At 45.0% G+C, this 18,111-nt stretch carries 13 protein-coding genes; 6 read left to right on the top strand and 7 right to left on the bottom strand.

All coding sequences use genetic code 11. The features are described from left to right. On the top strand, positions 1-331 hold a 331-nt coding region (locus tag Q4Q57_RS19565; protein WP_311891787.1), incomplete at its 5' end, for an integrase core domain-containing protein. 182 nt (positions 332-513) lie between these two features. Here Q4Q57_RS19565 and Q4Q57_RS19560 read toward each other — a convergent pair. From Q4Q57_RS19560 to Q4Q57_RS19545, 4 genes are all read right to left on the bottom strand, one after another. After that, on the bottom strand, positions 514-1,485 hold the full coding sequence (locus tag Q4Q57_RS19560; RefSeq protein ID WP_311891786.1) for a DMT family transporter: 972 nt from the start codon (positions 1,483-1,485) through the stop codon (positions 514-516). Between the two features lie 604 nt (positions 1,486-2,089). After that, entirely contained in the window at positions 2,090-3,259 is a 1,170-nt protein-coding gene (iadA, locus tag Q4Q57_RS19555; RefSeq protein ID WP_311891785.1) for a beta-aspartyl-peptidase, read from the bottom strand. Beyond that, positions 3,259-4,704 carry a putative basic amino acid antiporter YfcC gene (yfcC, locus tag Q4Q57_RS19550; RefSeq protein ID WP_311891784.1) on the bottom strand — a complete coding sequence of 482 codons (1,446 nt, stop codon included), beginning with the start codon at positions 4,702-4,704 and terminating at the stop codon, positions 3,259-3,261. The genes iadA and yfcC overlap by 1 nt, the downstream gene beginning before the upstream one ends. A 78-nt stretch (positions 4,705-4,782) precedes the next feature. Continuing rightward, positions 4,783-7,386 (bottom strand): TonB-dependent receptor, encoded by a 2,604-nt coding sequence (locus Q4Q57_RS19545; protein WP_311891783.1) that lies wholly within the window; start codon positions 7,384-7,386, stop codon positions 4,783-4,785. 347 nt (positions 7,387-7,733) lie between these two features. Here Q4Q57_RS19545 and Q4Q57_RS19540 point away from each other — a divergent pair, with 347 nt between their 5' ends. Further along, on the top strand, positions 7,734-9,530 hold the full coding sequence (locus tag Q4Q57_RS19540) for a cyanophycinase (protein WP_311891782.1): 1,797 nt from the start codon (positions 7,734-7,736) through the stop codon (positions 9,528-9,530). 341 nt (positions 9,531-9,871) lie between these two features. Here Q4Q57_RS19540 and Q4Q57_RS19535 read toward each other — a convergent pair whose 3' ends face one another. Next, on the bottom strand, positions 9,872-10,372 hold the full coding sequence (locus Q4Q57_RS19535; protein WP_006081478.1) for a peptidylprolyl isomerase: 501 nt from the start codon (positions 10,370-10,372) through the stop codon (positions 9,872-9,874). A gap of 115 nt (positions 10,373-10,487) precedes the next feature. After that, positions 10,488-11,891, bottom strand: a complete 1,404-nt coding sequence (locus Q4Q57_RS19530) for a DEAD/DEAH box helicase (protein WP_107404653.1) — start codon at positions 11,889-11,891, stop codon at positions 10,488-10,490. Positions 11,892-12,528: 637 nt separating this feature from the next. Between Q4Q57_RS19530 and Q4Q57_RS19525 the strand changes: the two genes are divergently transcribed. Further along, complete coding sequence (locus Q4Q57_RS19525; protein WP_311891781.1) at positions 12,529-14,301, top strand: DUF885 domain-containing protein; 1,773 nt, start codon at positions 12,529-12,531, stop codon at positions 14,299-14,301. 248 nt (positions 14,302-14,549) lie between these two features. Here Q4Q57_RS19525 and Q4Q57_RS19520 read toward each other — a convergent pair whose 3' ends face one another. Further along, complete coding sequence (locus Q4Q57_RS19520; protein ID WP_311891780.1) at positions 14,550-14,870, bottom strand: hypothetical protein; 321 nt, start codon at positions 14,868-14,870, stop codon at positions 14,550-14,552. A 232-nt stretch (positions 14,871-15,102) separates the two neighbouring features. On the opposite strand from Q4Q57_RS19520, the gene Q4Q57_RS19515 reads away from it, so the two are divergent. The 3 genes from Q4Q57_RS19515 to Q4Q57_RS19505 are packed head-to-tail and all read left to right on the top strand — an operon-like array spanning position 15,103 to position 18,098. Further along, positions 15,103-15,597, top strand: coding sequence for a putative 4-hydroxy-4-methyl-2-oxoglutarate aldolase (locus Q4Q57_RS19515; RefSeq protein WP_259484421.1), 495 nt, complete (start codon positions 15,103-15,105; stop codon positions 15,595-15,597). A gap of 57 nt (positions 15,598-15,654) precedes the next feature. After that, positions 15,655-17,478 carry an AsmA family protein gene (locus Q4Q57_RS19510; RefSeq protein ID WP_311891779.1) on the top strand — a complete coding sequence of 608 codons (1,824 nt, stop codon included), beginning with the start codon at positions 15,655-15,657 and terminating at the stop codon, positions 17,476-17,478. After that, complete coding sequence (locus Q4Q57_RS19505) at positions 17,478-18,098, top strand: BsuPI-related putative proteinase inhibitor (RefSeq protein WP_311891778.1); 621 nt, start codon at positions 17,478-17,480, stop codon at positions 18,096-18,098. Before Q4Q57_RS19510 ends, Q4Q57_RS19505 begins: the two co-directional genes overlap by 1 nt. Positions 18,099-18,111: the final 13 nt, after the last annotated feature.

Here is an 18,111-nt window from a genome sequence, read left to right as displayed (position 1 = left end):
GCGCCAACCGGCCAGAGGGTTGGTATTTCACAGTGACCGAGGCTCGCAATATACCAGTAAGCAATTCGGTAGGCTGCTATCGAGCTATGGTATCCGAGCCAGCATGGGTGATGTGGGTGCGTGTTGGGATAATGCCGTTGTTGAGCGTTTCTTTGGTAGCTTGAAACACGATTGGATTTTTAAAGTTAATCAACCAACAAGGGAGTTTATGAAGCAAGATGTGACGGCTTACATGAAATATTACAACTTGGAGCGGCTTCATTCTGCTAATGACGCTCTGTCACCTGTAGAGTTTGAAAATTCTCAACTAAAAGTGTCCAGTTTGGGTTGACCAGTACACGCCGTCCTCGCAGCGCAGCTTAGACAGATTCTATAAGAGCGTTACTCTTTATGTTGGTGTCATAAGGCTGAATCTGTGTTGAGTGTATCGCGCTTGTTTCTGCGCCTCGTCGAGTCGGTTTACTTGCGAAGAATTTAGCCGAGATTTCAACTTACGTTGTTGTTTTACTCATCTCATGCCGCATTAGGTATGTTATTCGTCATGGTTCTTTTACGCGTTTGGACTAAGGTATAGCCGCCACTTAATACTATGAGTAAGCTCCCTAGAAGTGTCAGTAAATCTGGTGATTCGCCAAATATTAATATGCCTAACGCTAAGGCAAACAGTAAACGTGTATACCGAAAGGGGCTGACTACCGAGACATCCCCAGCGCGCATCGCGATTGTCAGCGCATTGTAGGCCATGACACCAAAGACGATGGCTCCCAGAATTTGTGTTGCCGCAGTGGTACTAAACTGTAAGGGCTCATTTTGGTACATCAGTATGGCTAAGCCTGTCGGAATTAACACAAAAAAGCCATACACCCCGAGTTGCATGTTAGATAACACGGGCGATGCGGCACGTGTTGCGAGATCGCGGCCTGCAAAACCTAAGGTAGCGATAACGGCAAATAAAGAGGTGGCTTCAAAGCCATCAAGCCCTGGACGAATGATCATCAGCACGCCCACAAAACCAACCAATACCGCAAGCCATCTTTTATGACCGACTTGTTCACCGAACAACAAGGCTGCGCCAATCATGGCTATTAGAGGTGTGGCTTGCAAAATAGCGGATGCACTCGAGAGTGGTGTTAAGGTGATAGCTAAAGCAAAACAGAAGCGGCCGATCACTTCACACAATGCGCGTAACAGTATGGGGGTCGACAATGCCGCAGGGTGAAGCACTGTTTCGCCCTTGCGCCAGGTTAACAGTATAAAAATCAACATCCCACCGAGGCCAAATAACGCTAAAATGAGGCCGATAGAGGTGGTTTCTGCTGCAGATTTGATGAGCATGTCTTCAATAGAAAATGCTGCCATCGCAGCCACCATAAACAGACTACCTTTTGTATTATTCAAAATCTCTTCCCAACATGTGTAGACTGCGTCTCTGAAAAAGTATCGACTTGAGAGTGTTGGCTCGATGGAGCCGATCGCTGAAGTCATGGTATAGCTTATTGTGACCCAAGTTAAACATCATGTGACTCGAGTTAAACATCCTGCGCTCTAAGTTAAACTGCATTTTATGCGCGCTACTGCAGGTTTCTTTGCTCATCCTAATCGGATTCTCGGTCCAAGTTCGCAGTGTTCTTGGGCTTGAAAGGAAAGGGGATAATAAGAGTAAGCAGGACACTATAATAGATACAGAAATGGCTTTTTCATCTATATCAGATGGTAAATTTAGCCTAACGCCGTTACGCGTATCTTGTAGGTCCAATATCTGTAAAGAGGATAGAGAACAAGCTCTTTGGCAGTGGCGTTAATCTGCCGAATGTAAAATACTTTTCTTAAATAGGGCAATAAGATGCCCAGTTTTTATGGGATAGTTTGGCTGAAGCGCGGTAACTGTAATGGTGCAGTTCGGGTCTCGATGGCGTAACGTTACGCGTTTTAAAATGTCAGTCAATCAGCGATGATCGGAGTGCACTTACCAATGCAAACTCTTTCACCTTGAGAAATGAGCTTGATACGCTCTGTTTGCGGGTAATCTACTTGCATTGCACACAGTTTATGAGTGTGGTGCACGCGTGCGGCGTGCGCCATTATTGAGTTACTGCGATTCAAATGTTCCCCATTTCAGTGCGTTACCTTCATCAACGAGTAACAGTCCTTTGCTCCATACTTTATCGATATTAAAGTTATCCGTTAATAACACAAAGTCGGCATCGTGTGTTTCGCTTATTCCGCCCTTGGTTTTTAGCTTGAGCACACGAGCGGCATTTGAGGTCACTAAAGGAAGCACTTGTTCTAGGGGTAAACCACTGTTAATTAAAGCCACTAGCGCTTCAAATAGGCTGCTGACTTTTCCCATTTCTATTCCAATACATTCACCGTCAGAACTAAATATGGGCAGGCTAGCATTTCCGTCGGAACTTAAGCTGACTTGACTCAAGTTGATACCTTGCGAGATTGCAAAATGGACCGCATCAACGACCGCGACTTCACCCTCGTTTAAATACTGAGTATTAGTCGACGTCGTGAAATCGATAACCCCACCTTGTCGTGCAAATTCAAGCCCTTGCTCTAATAGCTGCTGGGAGCGATTCATGTGAGTGGGATAGAACTGCGTTAAAGGGATATCAGACTGCTGCGCGATGTGATGCAAAATTTGGATACCAGTTGCACCATCGCCCACATGCACAAACACTATGCCGCCTTTACCGCTGAGCATGCCACCGACGCGGCTTTGCGCTGCGACTCTGGCGAGTTCTGGCACTGTGAGTTGCGATCCTCGGTGATCTGCAATTGCAATTTCACCCACACCAATAACATTGTCGATTAACACCAGATCTTGGGTGATATCGCCAGTAAGCGTCTTTACGGGGTATTCGTAGGAGCCAGTGTAGCAAAAGACAGACAAGCCTTCATATGTGAGCGCTTTCGCTTTGACGACAAGTTCGTTCAAGCTGCGACTAATGGCGTCGGTTCCCAATGCTGCGACGAGCGTAGTTACCCCAGCAAGGCTGGCATCTGTTAGTTGCATCTCTGGGGTACGCGTGTGGTAACCTCCTTCACCGCCACCGCCTGTGATATGCACTAAGGGGTCCACTAAACCTGGGATTAAAGGGCGACCATTGGCTTCGATGATTGTGACTAAGTCTGCATGCTTAAGATCAATGACGGGGGCGATTTTAAGGACTTTCGCCTCGCAAAATAACACGTCGCGTAGCCCTAAAAACTGCGGCGCATAAACGGCGGCGTTACGGATTAAAGTTAACATCAGCTATATCCTGTAATAACGGCAAATAAAATGACGGCACTGGCCATCAAGGTCAGTAATAGTTGAAAGCGCCAAACAAGCGCAAGCCATTGAGCGTATGAAATTTTAGCCACACCTAAACAACCCATTAATGAGGCTGAAGTGGGGATCACTAAATTAGTCAGTCCATCACCAAACTGAAAACAAAGCACTGATACTTGGCGGGTGACGCCTGCAATATCGGAAAGCGGCGCCATGATAGGCATGGTCAGGGCGGCTTGACCGGAACCCGATGCGACAAAGAAATTCATAATGGATTGAAATATATACATAACAATGGCAGAGGTGACGTCGGGTAACGTTGCCAAGGACTCGCCGGCATAATGTAAGGCAGTGTTAAGAATAGAGGGCTGTTGTGGGTCATCGCCGCCAAGCAATAACACCACACCTTTGGCGAATCCCACAATCATCGCGGCGGGTAACAGTTCACTGGCGCCTTTTTGAAAGGCACTTGAGATTTGGTTTAAGCTACGTTTCCGCCAAATAACGGCAATCAGCCCAACAACCAATGCCAGTGCAAAAAACTGACTGGCGATTTGCGGAATATAATAGCCTTGGCTTACCACTCCCCAAATCACCCACATAATCACACCGAGTAAACAAAGCAACACGAGAATGTCAAAGTTAGAACATTGGTTATTCAATGAGTTATCATTAGCTTGCACGAGTGTGGCATCCACTGCCGAGCGATGTTTTTTAGCATAGCGCAGGGTAAAAATTAAGCCGACAACAGTGAACACAAACCAAGCCGCAATCCGTAAACCAGCGCCAGACATTAAAGGTACACCGGCTATCCCTTGCGCAATGGCCACGCTAAATGGATTCATCCATGAGGTAGCAAATCCAATTTGGGTGGATAAGTAGGTGACCATGACCACAGTTGCTGCTGAGTAACCTAAAGCCTGAAAAAGCGGCAACAGAACAATGCAGAATGCAATGGCCTCTTCACTCATGCCGTATATCGCGCCGCTTAATGAAAATATTATAAACAGTAATGGGATCAGTAATACTTGGCTGCGCTGCAGTTTGGTGATCATCGCCATAATGCATTGCGTAATGGCGCCTGTGTCCATGACGACACCAAAGGCACCCCCCACGATAAGGATAAATGCCATGACGCCAACGGCCGAGCCCATGCGATCGCCTGATGTCATGCCGTCGAAGGCAAAATTGGTCAGCCCCGTTTTGTCGTTGGCTGAAAATAGACTGACATGATGCGTGTTATCGTATGTCATGAAAAACTGTTGTGGATCGATTCTTTGAGTGATGTTGCCAGCGCTATCAACGATATCGACCATAGCAAACCAACCCGCTGGAAACAGGTAACTGCTTATTGCGGCGGCTAAAACGATAAAAAATAAAATAACAAAAGCGTCGGGCATTGCCCTTGCAGTAGGTAATTTCATCCTATGTGCCTTTATAAAGGGTCAGAACAAGGCATTGGCCACAATTAAACGCTGCGGCCAATGCCTCAAGTCAGTACATTAAAACTTGAAGGTATAACGTACGTTCCAGCGACGGCCTAACCAATCATGGACTGAGCTTGCATAGCCATTGGTTGGAGAGGAGGCGTAGGGCGGTTCTTCATCTGTTAGGTTACGCACTGACACCAAAAAGCTATGGTGCTCATTTAACTCATAACCAAGGCTCGCACTGAAGGTGAGCCAACTGTCGACGGTTTCGTTATCAAATTTAAAGTCACCATCACCCAATGAACTGATGTAGTGACCCGATAAACTGGCACTCCAATCGTTGAGCTGCCAGTCGGTTCCTAGATCAAGCACGCTTTCAGGGCGAGCAATTTCTGAGGCGCCACTTAACCGCCCTAATAAATCTTCCACTGGGGTTGAAGGTGTAACTTGTCTTTCAAACGACAGGGTTTCAGTGCCCGCAACATAAAACTTAAATTCACCTGCTGTTTCAGTGTCTAAGCGATAATCTAGCTTGTAGTCGATGCCATCAGTATTTTGATTGCCGACGTTAAAATAGCCAGTGCGTAAGAAGCTGATATCCCCTTGGCCATCAACAACACAGCCGAATTCATCCCCCAGTTCTGCAACACTAGTCACGATTTTTGTACTGTCTTTAATACAGGCGTCTAAGGTGGTGTTGGCATCAATATCAACAATATCATCGTGCTCATAGCGCCAGTAATCGACGGTCAATTGTAGTGCTTCGGTGAGGTTCCAAGAGACGCCAACGTTAATGGCGGCAGACTTTTCTGCGGATAAATCCTTATTGCCTATGGTTTCTTGGTCAAACTCGAGTTCGCCAAACTCGGCGCCAGCAGTACCGCATAAGGCATTGTAAGGTTCAGCTGAACCGCAATTGATATACTGGCTGCTGAGCGACGTCCCTGCGCCTAATTGGGATAAGGAAGGGGCTCTAAAACCTGTACTCCATGATGCCCTTAATACTAAATCCTCAAGAGGGCGATAACGCATTGATATTTTAGGGTTAACATCGCCACCAAAGTCACTATAGTGGTCGTAACGTAAAGCTGCGATCACATCTAAGGTGTCGGTAATGGGGAAATTAAACTCGCCATACACAGCATATTGCGTCCGGTCTGCTTCGGCATCGCTTGCGCCTAAGCCGATAATTTCGTTATTAACGGCGTTGATGGATGGCCTATCAAATATTTGCTCTTTTCGCAGCTCTCCACCAAAAACCGAGCTTACTGTACCTGCGGGCAATGCAAACAAATCGCCACTGATATTAAAATCCAGCGACAACACCTCTGATTCACCTTTACGAATGCCGGGATCGCGCAGGGTAGCAATTTGTGCAGCGCTACTATCACGGCCTAAATTGAACGGATTAAATTCATCCGCCGCCACGGCGGCATCCAGTTTAGTGGCATTCATATAGCCTGCAACATTGGTGATTTCGTTTGTTGATTTGCCATAACTCGCCGCGGTTTCCCAGCTCCAGTCGGCAAGTTCACCGCGGAGTCCTGCGAGGACTCGATAGCTCTGAGTGTCATATTCCTGTACTCGACGCTCAGGGAAACGAGTTCGAACAGTGATAACGTCGCTGACACTGCCATCTAGCATGTCAATGTCGTGAACATACTGGGGAATGTTGGCAGAATCACCAGCAACATCCACTGTATATCCCGCAGGCGCCTCATAGGCTGAACCGGTATTCTTTTGATACATGCCTTCAGCAAAAAACTCCAATCCATTATCTAGACGATAAATATGATTAAAGGTCGTGCCTATGTTCTCAAAGTCAGGTTGGATAGCGCGTTGAATAACATAGTCATAATTGCAACGTGTACCACTTTTTTGGGTATCGTCGCCACACCAAGACTCAGCGTAATCTTCACCATCTATGGTCATACGAGTGCTAGATTCAAAGGTGACATTGACGGGTCTATCGCTATTAAATATGGCGTTTCGCGTCGCATAATCGACTACAACCGTAGTATTGCTGTTTTCTGTGGCAAAGCCGCCAGCGTAGGTCAGATTCTTACGGCTGGCATCGTGAGCGGAAGTATCATCCCCATATTGGGCACTGAGCTCATGCCCGACAAAATCCTTACGGAGGATAAAGTTAATCACCCCGGCAATGGCATCCGAACCATAGATGGACGATGCGCCATCAGTTAACACATCGATGCGTTTAATGGCAGATAAAGGGATTGAATTGACGTTCACAAACGAGTCAGAACCATTAGAGAATGAATCAACGGCGACTCTTCGGCCATTGACTAGCACTAAGGTTGAGCTTGAACCCAATCCGCGCAAACTGACACCGGATGCGCCAGCTGGTGCTCCATCGGCTCCACCGACACCTCCAGTTTCCGAGAAAGTCCCCGCACTTGAAGCTTGTGGGAGATCGCGTAGAAACTCACTCACACTCTCGTAACCGCGTTTAGTAATATCATCTTGGGTGAAACTTTGCAGTGGATTGGCGCCTTCCATATCCACCCCTTTTAGGCGTGAACCTGTGACTGCGACTCGCTCGACCGGTGCATCTGCGGCAGGTTGCTCAGTTGTTTTTTCTAGTTCATTGGCTACAGCTAAAGCAACGGGCGACAAGGCCAACCCAAAAACAGCGCACAAAAATACAGAACTTCTCATGATAAGCTCCCGATAAATCTCTTATTAGAATTTTTTAGACGTGGCTAAGCTGCGCGTGAGTCAATACGCATGGCATTAGTTAATGTTTTGCAGAAAGCGCAACGTCAATCAAATGATTGAGAGGGGAGTAAGACGGCTAGACTAGACTCCACCAAACACAAGGTGTTTAGCGGTTATTCGTCCCACCATTCGGACAGATACCATGTGCGGTAGTGGTATCTTTGGAAAAGAGTTGTTTCTGTTTTCATGTAATAAACTGAAGTCTTTTGTTATTGACCTGTTAAAAGACTATCCGTAACATGAGCCTTGAGTCAATACATGGCGCACACTTTTTATTGAGTGCCACTATGAAAAATCGTTGCTTAAAAAACTTATCTTTTTTGCTCAATAGCTTAAGTATTGCTTACTTTGCTCTTTTGCTATTTATCGTCCCAAGCGCGCAGTCAGCGCCAGTGAAATCCCTGAGTTTATCGATACCCACTCATCAACCATTTGATCTTATGCTGGTGGGCGGAGGGATGAAAACCTGCAGCTCTCAAGCTCCAGAAAATTGCCAATCGGAAGTCAAATTCTCAGTCGATGCCAAACGCGAAACACGTTATGTGTTCAACGTTTCGTGGCTCGAACGTGCACTTAAACACCCAAGATTGCAGTCGTTAAATGAGCAACAAAAAGTGATATTACGACAAGCGGCTAAAGCGTTTTCTCCAGTCAGTAATAGTCTTGAAAATAGCGATGTTGAAATTGGCCGTTCACTTGGCCGTTTACTTAGTGACAGCTTAACCTTGGCAAACCTTGAACAAGCCATTGCAAAGATAGATAAGCAATTTCTGGCGCATTTGAGCGACCAACAATATTACACACTGCTGGATTTACTGGAAGAAAAGCAGATGCTTGCTGACGGCACGCTGTTACAAGAGCAAGTGTTACTTGATTCCACAACCAATCCCCATGCCGCGACGCTTTACCAATTATTTACGCAGCAAGCGTTAACAAAGCGCCAGCAAAGCAACCCCAATGCCAAACGTCCACTGATCGCCGTTGTGACCGCATCTGCGCGCGATCCCTTTGAAGCGGCCCATTACTATGTCAGCGTATTTGAGCAAATGGGGGCCGAGGTTATTTGGCTGCCTTTAGATGCTGCAGTGCAAGCGGGTATCGCAACCCGTCAGTGTGACCAACTCGAAATGTTTAGACAGCAAATACAAGGAAATACGGATAGGGCGAGGCTTTATCCAAAGCAAGTTGAGCTACAAAAGGATTTTTGTGCCAGCCCCATTAAACTCTATCAATTGCTTAATCAAATCGACGGACTCTTTTTAAATGGCGGCGATCAGAGTTTGACTTTAAAGGCTTGGACGACGCCGGATGAATCACCCAGTGAAGCATTAAGCATCATCAAGAAACGTCTTTCCAAACAAGAAATTGTTATCGGTGGCACCAGCGCTGGCACTGCTGTGATGGCTGATAAAAATATGATCACCGGCGGCACGAGTGAGGGGGCGCTGAGTTTTGGCGTTTTCGCGATCGAAGCGCCAAGTGAGCGTTGTGAAGTCGCTAATTGTGATACCTCAGTTCCTGCAACGGCGGTCACTTATCGCGAGCAAGGTGGGCTTGGATTTTTCCCCTTTGGTATACCCGACACACACTTTTCACAACGAGACCGTTATTTAAGACTCTTGCTCCTTAGCGCCAATGCCGATAGCAAAATGGCATTTGGGGTCGATGAAAATACAGCATTATTGGTCGATTTATCACATCGTTCGCTCTCAGTGGTCGGTGAGCATGGAGTATGGGCATTAGCGCATGTTGAGCGATTGAAACAAAGCCAAGCTAACCCTGAAATAAATGCGGTTTCGCACTATTTAACTCCGGGTTCCTATGCTGAAATTGACGCCACTGGTGAGTATTTGACTCATATCCGCCTAGCTCAGACTGCCAAATTAACGCCAATAATGAGTAAGCAGAGTGACTTTTTTACTTGGGTCAGCAATGCGTGTCGGCAAGGTATATATTCAACATCATTGAGTGATAAGTACGAATTAACCATTACTCCAATGGCGGCATTAAGTTGCCAAGGCATTTTAAATCAAGAACGCGGATATCAGTCGATGGGTTTAACACTAAAAGCGTTAGAACAATGACAGTAAGTTGAATTAATTGTAGTGGTATGGCTATGATATCAATAGGATAGGCTAAATTGATTAAGGTTGAGTGTATATTAGGTAGATTTTAAAAAGTTGAGAGGATAATTAATCTACTGATTTTAAGTTAAGAAGCTATAATTTAAGATTTTTTACTTTAAGTAAGTTTTAAGTTAAATGATTGAGTTTAAATTAGGTAAAGTAAATTTATATTAAGCAGTGTTTATTAAGTATGATTTTTTGCGAACTAATTAATTTAAAAACCGCTACAGAAAAGAATGTATCGCTCAGCAAAACTGAGCGATACATTATATCAAAAGAAATTTTTATCGTTTTAACGATCAGCTTTGGATATTAATCGTCACTTTCTCGATAACGATGGGTTCGCGGGGCACGTCTTCGTGGCCGGCAACTGTGGTGGTTTTGACTTTCTCAATCTGTTGGATAATGTCCATTCCTGCTGTGACCTTACCAAATACCGCGTAACCCCAACCGTTATTAGTGGTGGCAGTGTGGTCTAAAAAGTCATTATTGGCGGTGTTAATGAAGAACTGCGCCGTGGCCGAATGAGGCGCATCGGTGCGAGCCATAGCGATAGTGCCTATGGTGTTACTTAGGCCTTTGTTGGCTTCGTTCACGATAGGCTCGTGGGTCGGCTTTTCTTTCATTTTTGCGGTAAATCCGCCGCCCTGAATCATAAAACCTTTGATAACACGGTGAAAAATCGTATGTTCAAAGAAGCCTTCTTCACAATAGCGGACAAAGTTTTTTGAACTGACAGGCGCATGTTCAAAGTCGAGTGCTATGGTGATGTCGCCTAAATTGGTGCTGAATGTAATCATGCTAATATCTTCTATCTTAATGAGTTTCTACTTCTAATAAGTCACGACTGGTACTAGATCATAACTTTATACGGGATCGCGACTTTGTACGGGATCATGATTTTGTATTAGGCCATCAGTTCGTTTTAGAACCGCTGTTCCACGGATTAAAGGGCGCACTGCGACCCGTAGTCTCGCTACTGTTATCAGTCTGCGCGGATTGTGGACGCGCTACAGTGGCTTTTGCCTCCGGCTTAGATTTAGCACTGCGATGCTTTTTCGCATGGGCGGTTTCAAAGGAGCCTTCTTTCGCGGGGCGTGAGGTTCTGGCCTCAGGTGCGCGGGCTTTAAAGGTTTTTGGCGTGGTATTTTTCGGCACAAAGTCGAGGATAGAAACTGGCACTTCTTTGTTCGGCACAAAGCCTTCAATTTCTTTACGCACTATGATGTGGCCTAAACGGCGCTCGATAGCACATAGGTTTCTAAAATCATCTTTGGAAACAAAGGAGATGGCTTCGCCGCAGGCGCCAGCACGGCCGGTTCGGCCAATACGGTGAATATAATCATCGGCTTCATCGGGCAGATCATAGTTGACCACGCGGGTAAGGGCGTCGATATCGATACCGCGAGAAGCCACGCCGGTCGCAACTAAAAAGCGCAGTCTTCCGGACTTGAAATCGACTAATAATTGCTCGCGTACCGCTTGGCTGCGACCACTGTGAATGGCTTCGGCGGCAATACCGCGTTTTTCGAGTTGGCTGACCAGTTTGGCGGCACCTTGTTTAGTCTGGATAAAGATCAGTGCCTGTTCCCAAGCTTGCTCAGTGATGAGTTTGCTTAACAGGGCAGACTTTTTATCTTTATCGACAGTGATCAACCATTGGTCGATTTGCGGTGCGTTCGCACTGTCGCGGGCAATTTCAATCTCAACAGGGTTTTCAACCGCTGTTTTCGCTAAAAAGCGCACTTGCTTAGATAAGGTTGCCGAAAACAACAGATTTTGGCGTTCTGTTGGCAGACGTTCGATGATTTTATTGATGTCTTCGATAAATCCCATATCGAGCATTCTATCGGCTTCGTCTAGGACTAATACCGAGATTTCATCGAAATGAATCGCTCTTTGGGTGTACATATCGAGCAATCTACCGGGGGTCGCTACCAGAATATCGACGCCTTCGATAAGGCGTTGTTTCTGTGGTGCGGCATCGACGCCACCATACATGGCCATAGATGTCAGCGGCAGGTATTTTGCGTATTTGGCAATATTGTCTTCTACCTGAACGGCCAATTCGCGGGTTGGCGTTAAGATCAAGGCGCGAACGCGTTTAGCCCGAATTTTCGGCATATCGGCAAACATTTGCAGTATTGGCAACACAAAACTGGCGGTTTTACCTGTACCCGTTTGCGCGCCAGCCAGCAGGTTTTTACCTTTCAAGATCACCGGAATGGCTTTTTCTTGGATTGGAGTAGGTTGTGAATAGCCGAGCTCAGTGATGGCTCTTAAAATCGGATCGCTTAATCCAAGTTTGGAAAATGGCATTGAATGTCTCAGGTAAAGGGTCAGGTCAATAATGTATAAGCAAACTGTTACGCCAACGCGTTAACAGCGGAGCAGGGCGATATTATATACCCAAACAACCTGAAGATGCAGGATTCAGCGGTAATTTAACGCACTTTGGGCAAGGCCATTTATTGCTCCTGCATAAATTGCATTCACGCCGTCCATGGCGATTGCGGTTATTTGCAGACCTAGTGGGCTAAGTTAAAAATAACCAACACGGCATAAAGTGCGTTACCCCGTGGTTAACATCAGCCGCCGGAACGGAGCGCCTAGGGCACTCCACTTCTATGTTGCATCAATTCAAAAGGTAGCCGACATTCTGTCATTGATGTGCCTTGAATTGGAGCCCCCTAGGCGCTCTGAAACTCGTATATTCAGGTAGCTTGGGTATATCAGGAGGTGAAACAGAATTGGCGATTATCATTATCTGATTTCGTTTGGCAAAGTGGGCATTTTACCTCGAATCTGTGAATGATAAGCGGCATAAATATCGATAACTCACAATTTTGTAACCGTAGATGTATTCACGGCTAACACTGCTGCAATTATTGGGACAATATGATTAACTTAGGTAATTTTTGCATGCCTGTTAAATATCAACAAAGGATCCATAATAATGAAAAAATCCGCTATTTCCCTTGCGATAGTGTTATCGCTGGCCGGCCTTGCTGGTTGTCAATCCCATACGAGTCAAACCAAGCCTGTGGTTGCGGCTGAAGTTAAAGCCCAGTCATTTGAGCAATTTTCAGCCTCCTTTATTGATTCACTGTGGGAGTTATCACCGACGTGGGCCTTATACAGTGGCAAGCATGTTAATGATGGCTACCTTGAAATCCCCGATGCGGCAGGTCGTGCGAAAACACTAGCGTTTGTGAAAGCACAACAAGCCCAATTGACCCAGTTCGAGCAAAAGTCGCTGACGCCAAATGAACTGATTGATTATCATCTGATTGACAATTTACTCGGCAGCATGGCATGGGAAATTGACAGTTTTAAATCTTGGCAGTGGGATCCTTCAAGCTACAACGTATCGGGTGGTTTTGCCCAAATCATCAATGAAAACTTTGCCCCATTAGATGACAGATTACGTTCTGTATTAGCGCGTTTAGAAAATGTACCAGCTTATTATGCAGCCGCGCAGGCAAACATTAGCAAGCCGACATTGGAACATACCGAATTAGCTGTGATGCAAAACCAAGGTGCATTTTCGGTGTTTTCCGATGACTTATTAAAACAGGTCGCCGATTCTGGTCTGACGGCTACAGAAAAAGCGTTATTTAACACACGGTTTGATGCTGCCACTGCCGCAATTAATGGCCATATCGCTTGGTTAGACAAATTAGTGGTTCAACTTAAAAAAGACGGTGCCCGTAGTTTTAGAATTGGCGAGGAGCTATATGAGCAAAAATTTGCCTTTGATATCCAAGCGGGAATGACAGCAAAACAGCTGTATCAAAAAGCCGTGGCCGATAAAGACCGTGTTCAAGGGGAAATGGCAAAAATTACCGATAAGTTATGGCCTAAATATTTTACTACGCCAAAACCTGCTGACAGTAAGCTCGCCATTCGCCAGTTAATCGATAAATTATCGACTCAGCATGTTCAGCGCGATGAATTCGTGAATGAAGTGCGTAAGCAGATTCCAGAGTTAATTGAATTTGTAAATAAGAAAAACTTAGTCACATTAGATCCTAAAAAGCCACTTGTCGTCCGTGAAACACCCGAATATATGCGTGGTTATGCTGGTGCTTCTATTAGTGCACCAGGACCTTACGATAAATCTGGTAATACTTATTACAACGTGACGCCGCTCGATGGTATGAGTGATGCGTCTGCCGAGAGTTATTTACGTGAATATAATCACTGGATCCTGCAAATCCTCAATATTCATGAAGCAATTCCTGGGCACTACACTCAATTAGTTTACTCGAACCAATCACCGAGTTTAGTGAAAAGTTTATTTGGTAATGGCGCTATGGTCGAAGGCTGGGCGGTATACACCGAACGCATGATGCTCGAAGAAGGTTATGGTAATTTTGAGCCTGAAATGTGGCTGATGTACTACAAGTGGAATTTACGTGTTATCTGTAACACTATTTTGGATTACAGCATCCATGTGAAAGGCATGACCGAAGAGCAAGCTATCGCCCTGATGATGAACGAAGCCTTCCAACAGCAGGCAGAAGCCGAAGGCAAGTGGCGCCGCGCTACGCTTAGCCAAGTTCAGCTGACGAGCTACTATTCTGGTTATCGTGAAATCTATGATTTCCGTGACGAATACAAGAAAGCGCAAGGCAAAGATTTTGATCTTAAAACCTTCCATGAACAATTCTTGAGTTACGGCAGCGCGCCAGTGAAATATATTCGTCAATTAGTGCAAAACAAATAAGTTCGCATATTGATATAAATTAGCAGAGCTCAGGCTCTGCTTTTTTATGCCGAATCGTTGCACACATTACCGTGAGGAAGTGAAGTCAATACAGTTACTGATGAAATGAAATCGTTAACACTCAGCAAATAATGGCAAGCAGATCCTATTGCCATATAACTGAAAAATTATATATTTCGTTATATGGCATATGCAGGTGTTAGCCGAAAAAATTGACGGCTTAATGATAGAGCAGAATAGCGTTATGTTTAATTTTTAGATTTAGATGATGTCATCAACGCTAAGACTTCATCGTAAGAAATGTTAAATTCTCTCGACAAGTTAATGATTTTTGTTTTGTAGGTTTGAATGTTTTCTTGCTGGGCTAATTGATGTTTCTTTTCTTCAACTAACTCGTTAACTGTTTCTTGTAATATCAATAATCGACGTAAACTATAGTCGAGGGATTTAATATATTTACCCATTTGTTGCTTGTTACGTGCTTGCTCAAGATCCGTTGAGACTTTTTTATCATATCCATATTCATCAAGAGCCGCGATTGCGCTCTGTAAATCAATATCAGTAGTCATTTGGTTTTCGCTTTATAACAAAGAGGTGTGAGAACAGATTGATGAAACTTTCTTATTAAACATTAAAGGGTGTCATAGGACGTTAACTATCGCAGATTATAGTGCCTATGCCAATATACACCAAGCCTTTGCTGGTTAAAATTAAATAAAAAATTCGCTGATTTCTGCTTTGACCTTGTCGGGGTCTACAATTATGGGTAGTCTAAAGTGATAGGCTATTATGGAGATTCAAATGCTTGATCTACTACCAGATTTATTTGACCACTATCCGTCTAAATTACAGTTACTTCCCCTCGAATTTAAACCCTATGGCGGTAAGCGGCTTTTTTGGGGCGAGATAGTCACAGTCAAGTGTTTTGAAGATAATTCTAAGGTAAAAGAAATACTTGCACAGGATGGGCAAGGAAAAGTTTTGGTTGTCGATGGGGGCGGCTCTCTGCGCCGTGCATTGTTAGGCGATCTCATTGCGCAAAGCGCGCTAGATAATGGCTGGCAAGGGATAGTGATCAATGGTTGTGTTCGTGATGTAGCCCGATTAAATACTTTTAGTTTAGGTGTTTATGCCTTAGGTGCCATGCCGATAAAAACCGAGAAGTTAGATCAAGGCCAAATTAATGTTGCTGTAGATATGGGCGGCGTAATGGTTAAGCCCGGTATGATGCTGTATGCCGATGAAAATGGTATTGCAGTAAGTGATGAGATGTTGAACTTTGCATTTTTAAATTAACATTTTTAAATGAATTAGTTGCTTTAAATTCAAGTTGTTATTGATAAGGATATTTATATGAAATTCATTAAGTGGCTCCTGGCCTTAGTGGTGACGCTCATTCTTTTAGTCACCGTGTATCTCACCGTATTTTTCGACCCTAATGATTTTAAACCTGAAATAGTTGATGCCGTCAAAAAACAAACGGGTCGTGAATTAGTCATCGCTGACGATTTATCCTGGACCTTTTTCCCTGTTATCGGCATTAATTTAGGGGGCGTGTCTTTATCTAATCCTGAAGGCTTTACCCCTAAGGCTATGTTAGAAGTCAACAAAGCCGTTGCCGAAGTGGCGTTGATGCCATTGTTTAGTCAGCAAATTGAAATCGCGGAGCTGAGTCTTGATGGCTCAACTATTAATTTAGTGACTCGTAAGAATGGCACCAGCAGTTTTGATGGATTAAGTGGTGATAATAGTAAGAAAGCTGTAACTCCAGCGGCCCAAACTTCCTCAAATGCCAAACTGAACGATATTAATATTGGCGGTATTTCAATCACCAATACCCAAATTAATATGATTGACGAAGCGAAAAAGCAAACTCAAGTCTTTACCTTAAAAAGCTTCACCTTAGGTGAATTCGCTTTAGAACAATTTGCGCCCATCGCCTTTGAATTTAGTGCAACTATGCCGGACATGACGGTAAGCAGTGAAGGCAAAGGTGAGCTAAAACTAAGCCGAGACTTTACGCAACTCGTCGTCAATGGGCTCAAAATTGACACTGTGGTGGAAGGTGAAAGTATTCCCAATAAGAAACTCGAAACATCGATTAGCTTAGCGACGCAAATCGCATTGGATAAACAGCAATTGTCCGTCGATATTGCGCAGCTTACCGCGGCGAGCATTACCGCTGCGGGTAAAATTGGCGTAAATTACGCCACGAAAATTCCGCAAATCAATGCTGATTTTCAAGTCGGCGATATTGATTTAGATACGCTGTTACCTAAAACAGATACCGCTGCCGCAACAGAACAAGCACCCGCTGCCAGCACTCAGGCAGTTGAGCCTGATCTCTCAGCCCTTAAGCAGCTTGATGTAAAACTCAAGTTGACCGTTAAGTCTATTAAGGTCGCTAATCTGTCGACTCAAAATTGGTTGATGGATGTGGGAATTAAAAATGGCGTGTTAGATCTAACGAAACTGAATGCGGATTTATACCAAGGGAAGTTGCTGGTGAGCGCTCAGGTCGATGCACGTCAAGCGGTGGCAAGTTATCAATTCGATAAAAAAGTGACGGGTGTACAAATTCGTCCTTTGTTGAAAGATGCGGCGGATGTGGACTTGCTGGCGGGTACGGCCAACTTTGATGTGAAAGGTAAAGGTAAGAGTTTGATCCCTGAGCAGTTAAAGAAAAATCTATTAGCCAATGGCCATTTTGATATTAATGACGGGGCTTTGTACGGGGTTAACATACCGCAGATGATCCGTAGCGCCCAAGCTAAGTTAAAGGGTGACTTATCGCCAGAAACCAAGGAAGAGCGCAAAACCGACTTCTCGAGTCTGACTGGCAGTTTCTCGCTGGATAATGGCGTTGCTACTAACCTAGATCTTGCTATGTCTTCACCTTTATTGCGTTTGGCGGGCAAAGGTACGGCGAATTTATTGACTGAAGCCTTAGACTACAGATTGACGACTAGCCTAGTAAATTCATTAAAAGGTCAGGGCGGTAGCGACAAAGATGCGCTGGCTGGAATTGACATTCCGTTGGCTATTACCGGGACTTTCCAAAAACCTGAATATGCCTTGGATACTAAAGCGTTACTGAATAATCAGTTAAAAGAAGAAACCGACAAAGCTAAGGAAAAATTAAAAGACTCCTTACTGAAAAAACTAGGAGGTTTCTAATGGTTGCTCCAATGCGCTACGCATTGCTTGTTTGCGCGAGTGCTTTTGTCGGCGGGCAACTTGTTGGGTGCTCGGCGCCAGAAGCCGCTGATACGAGTTCGTCTACCAAGGGCGAGACGACAACAGCCGCGGCGGTTCAGCCTGAGATCGTTCGCGCTGCCGATCTTGCGCTCGATGTTTCAGGCCTTAAAAGTACACCGACATTAAAGGTTGAACCTATGACGACTGATGCTACGCCAGGACTGCTTCGCGGCGAGTTAGCCTTAGAGCCATTTGTGGATTTCAAGCAGCCAGTTAAGGCAACGTTGACTGTGACCAATACACAAATCTATGCCGTTGGCCTGCGTTACAACTCAGGAATGACGGCGGATTTGTGGCTGGTAACGCAAGAGGGCAAACGTCTGTGGGCATGGTCTGATGATATGATGTTTACCCAAGCGTTACGCGATAGCCAATTGGCAGCGGGGAAAGTGATCACCACTTCCTTTAGCATTCCGCCCAAAGCGTTTGCTGGAATACCCGCAGATGGCGCTCGTTTAGAAGCGCATTTTGCCGCTAAAGCATTAGAGTCTGATGCCGTTGTTATGGCGCCCGTTGTCTTATTACTGACAATGGAATAACGCCGGTTCTCAT

The organism is Shewanella sp. SP2S2-6 (genome assembly GCF_031931965.1).
Classification (GTDB): Bacteria; Pseudomonadota; Gammaproteobacteria; order Enterobacterales; family Shewanellaceae; genus Shewanella; species Shewanella baltica.
Note: the sequence above shows the minus strand (reverse complement) of the source record. Positions and strands in the feature narration are given on the sequence as shown.

What these genes read in the sequence shown, in the direction of transcription:
- Q4Q57_RS19510 (WP_311891779.1), top strand. Translation starts at nt 15,655, where the DNA reads ATGAAATTCATTAAGTGGCTCCTGGCCTTAGTGGTGACGCTCATTCTT.
- Q4Q57_RS19505 (WP_311891778.1), top strand. Translation starts at nt 17,478, where the DNA reads ATGGTTGCTCCAATGCGCTACGCATTGCTTGTTTGCGCGAGTGCTTTT.
- Q4Q57_RS19515 (WP_259484421.1), top strand. Translation starts at nt 15,103, where the DNA reads ATGCTTGATCTACTACCAGATTTATTTGACCACTATCCGTCTAAATTA.
- Q4Q57_RS19540 (WP_311891782.1), top strand. Translation starts at nt 7,734, where the DNA reads ATGAAAAATCGTTGCTTAAAAAACTTATCTTTTTTGCTCAATAGCTTA.
- Q4Q57_RS19525 (WP_311891781.1), top strand. Translation starts at nt 12,529, where the DNA reads ATGAAAAAATCCGCTATTTCCCTTGCGATAGTGTTATCGCTGGCCGGC.
- Q4Q57_RS19530 (WP_107404653.1), bottom strand. Translation starts at nt 11,891, where the DNA reads ATGCCATTTTCCAAACTTGGATTAAGCGATCCGATTTTAAGAGCCATC.
- Q4Q57_RS19560 (WP_311891786.1), bottom strand. Translation starts at nt 1,485, where the DNA reads ATGACTTCAGCGATCGGCTCCATCGAGCCAACACTCTCAAGTCGATAC.
- Q4Q57_RS19535 (WP_006081478.1), bottom strand. Translation starts at nt 10,372, where the DNA reads ATGATTACATTCAGCACCAATTTAGGCGACATCACCATAGCACTCGAC.
- Q4Q57_RS19545 (WP_311891783.1), bottom strand. Translation starts at nt 7,386, where the DNA reads ATGAGAAGTTCTGTATTTTTGTGCGCTGTTTTTGGGTTGGCCTTGTCG.
- Q4Q57_RS19520 (WP_311891780.1), bottom strand. Translation starts at nt 14,870, where the DNA reads ATGACTACTGATATTGATTTACAGAGCGCAATCGCGGCTCTTGATGAA.
- yfcC (WP_311891784.1), bottom strand. Translation starts at nt 4,704, where the DNA reads ATGAAATTACCTACTGCAAGGGCAATGCCCGACGCTTTTGTTATTTTA.
- iadA (WP_311891785.1), bottom strand. Translation starts at nt 3,259, where the DNA reads ATGTTAACTTTAATCCGTAACGCCGCCGTTTATGCGCCGCAGTTTTTA.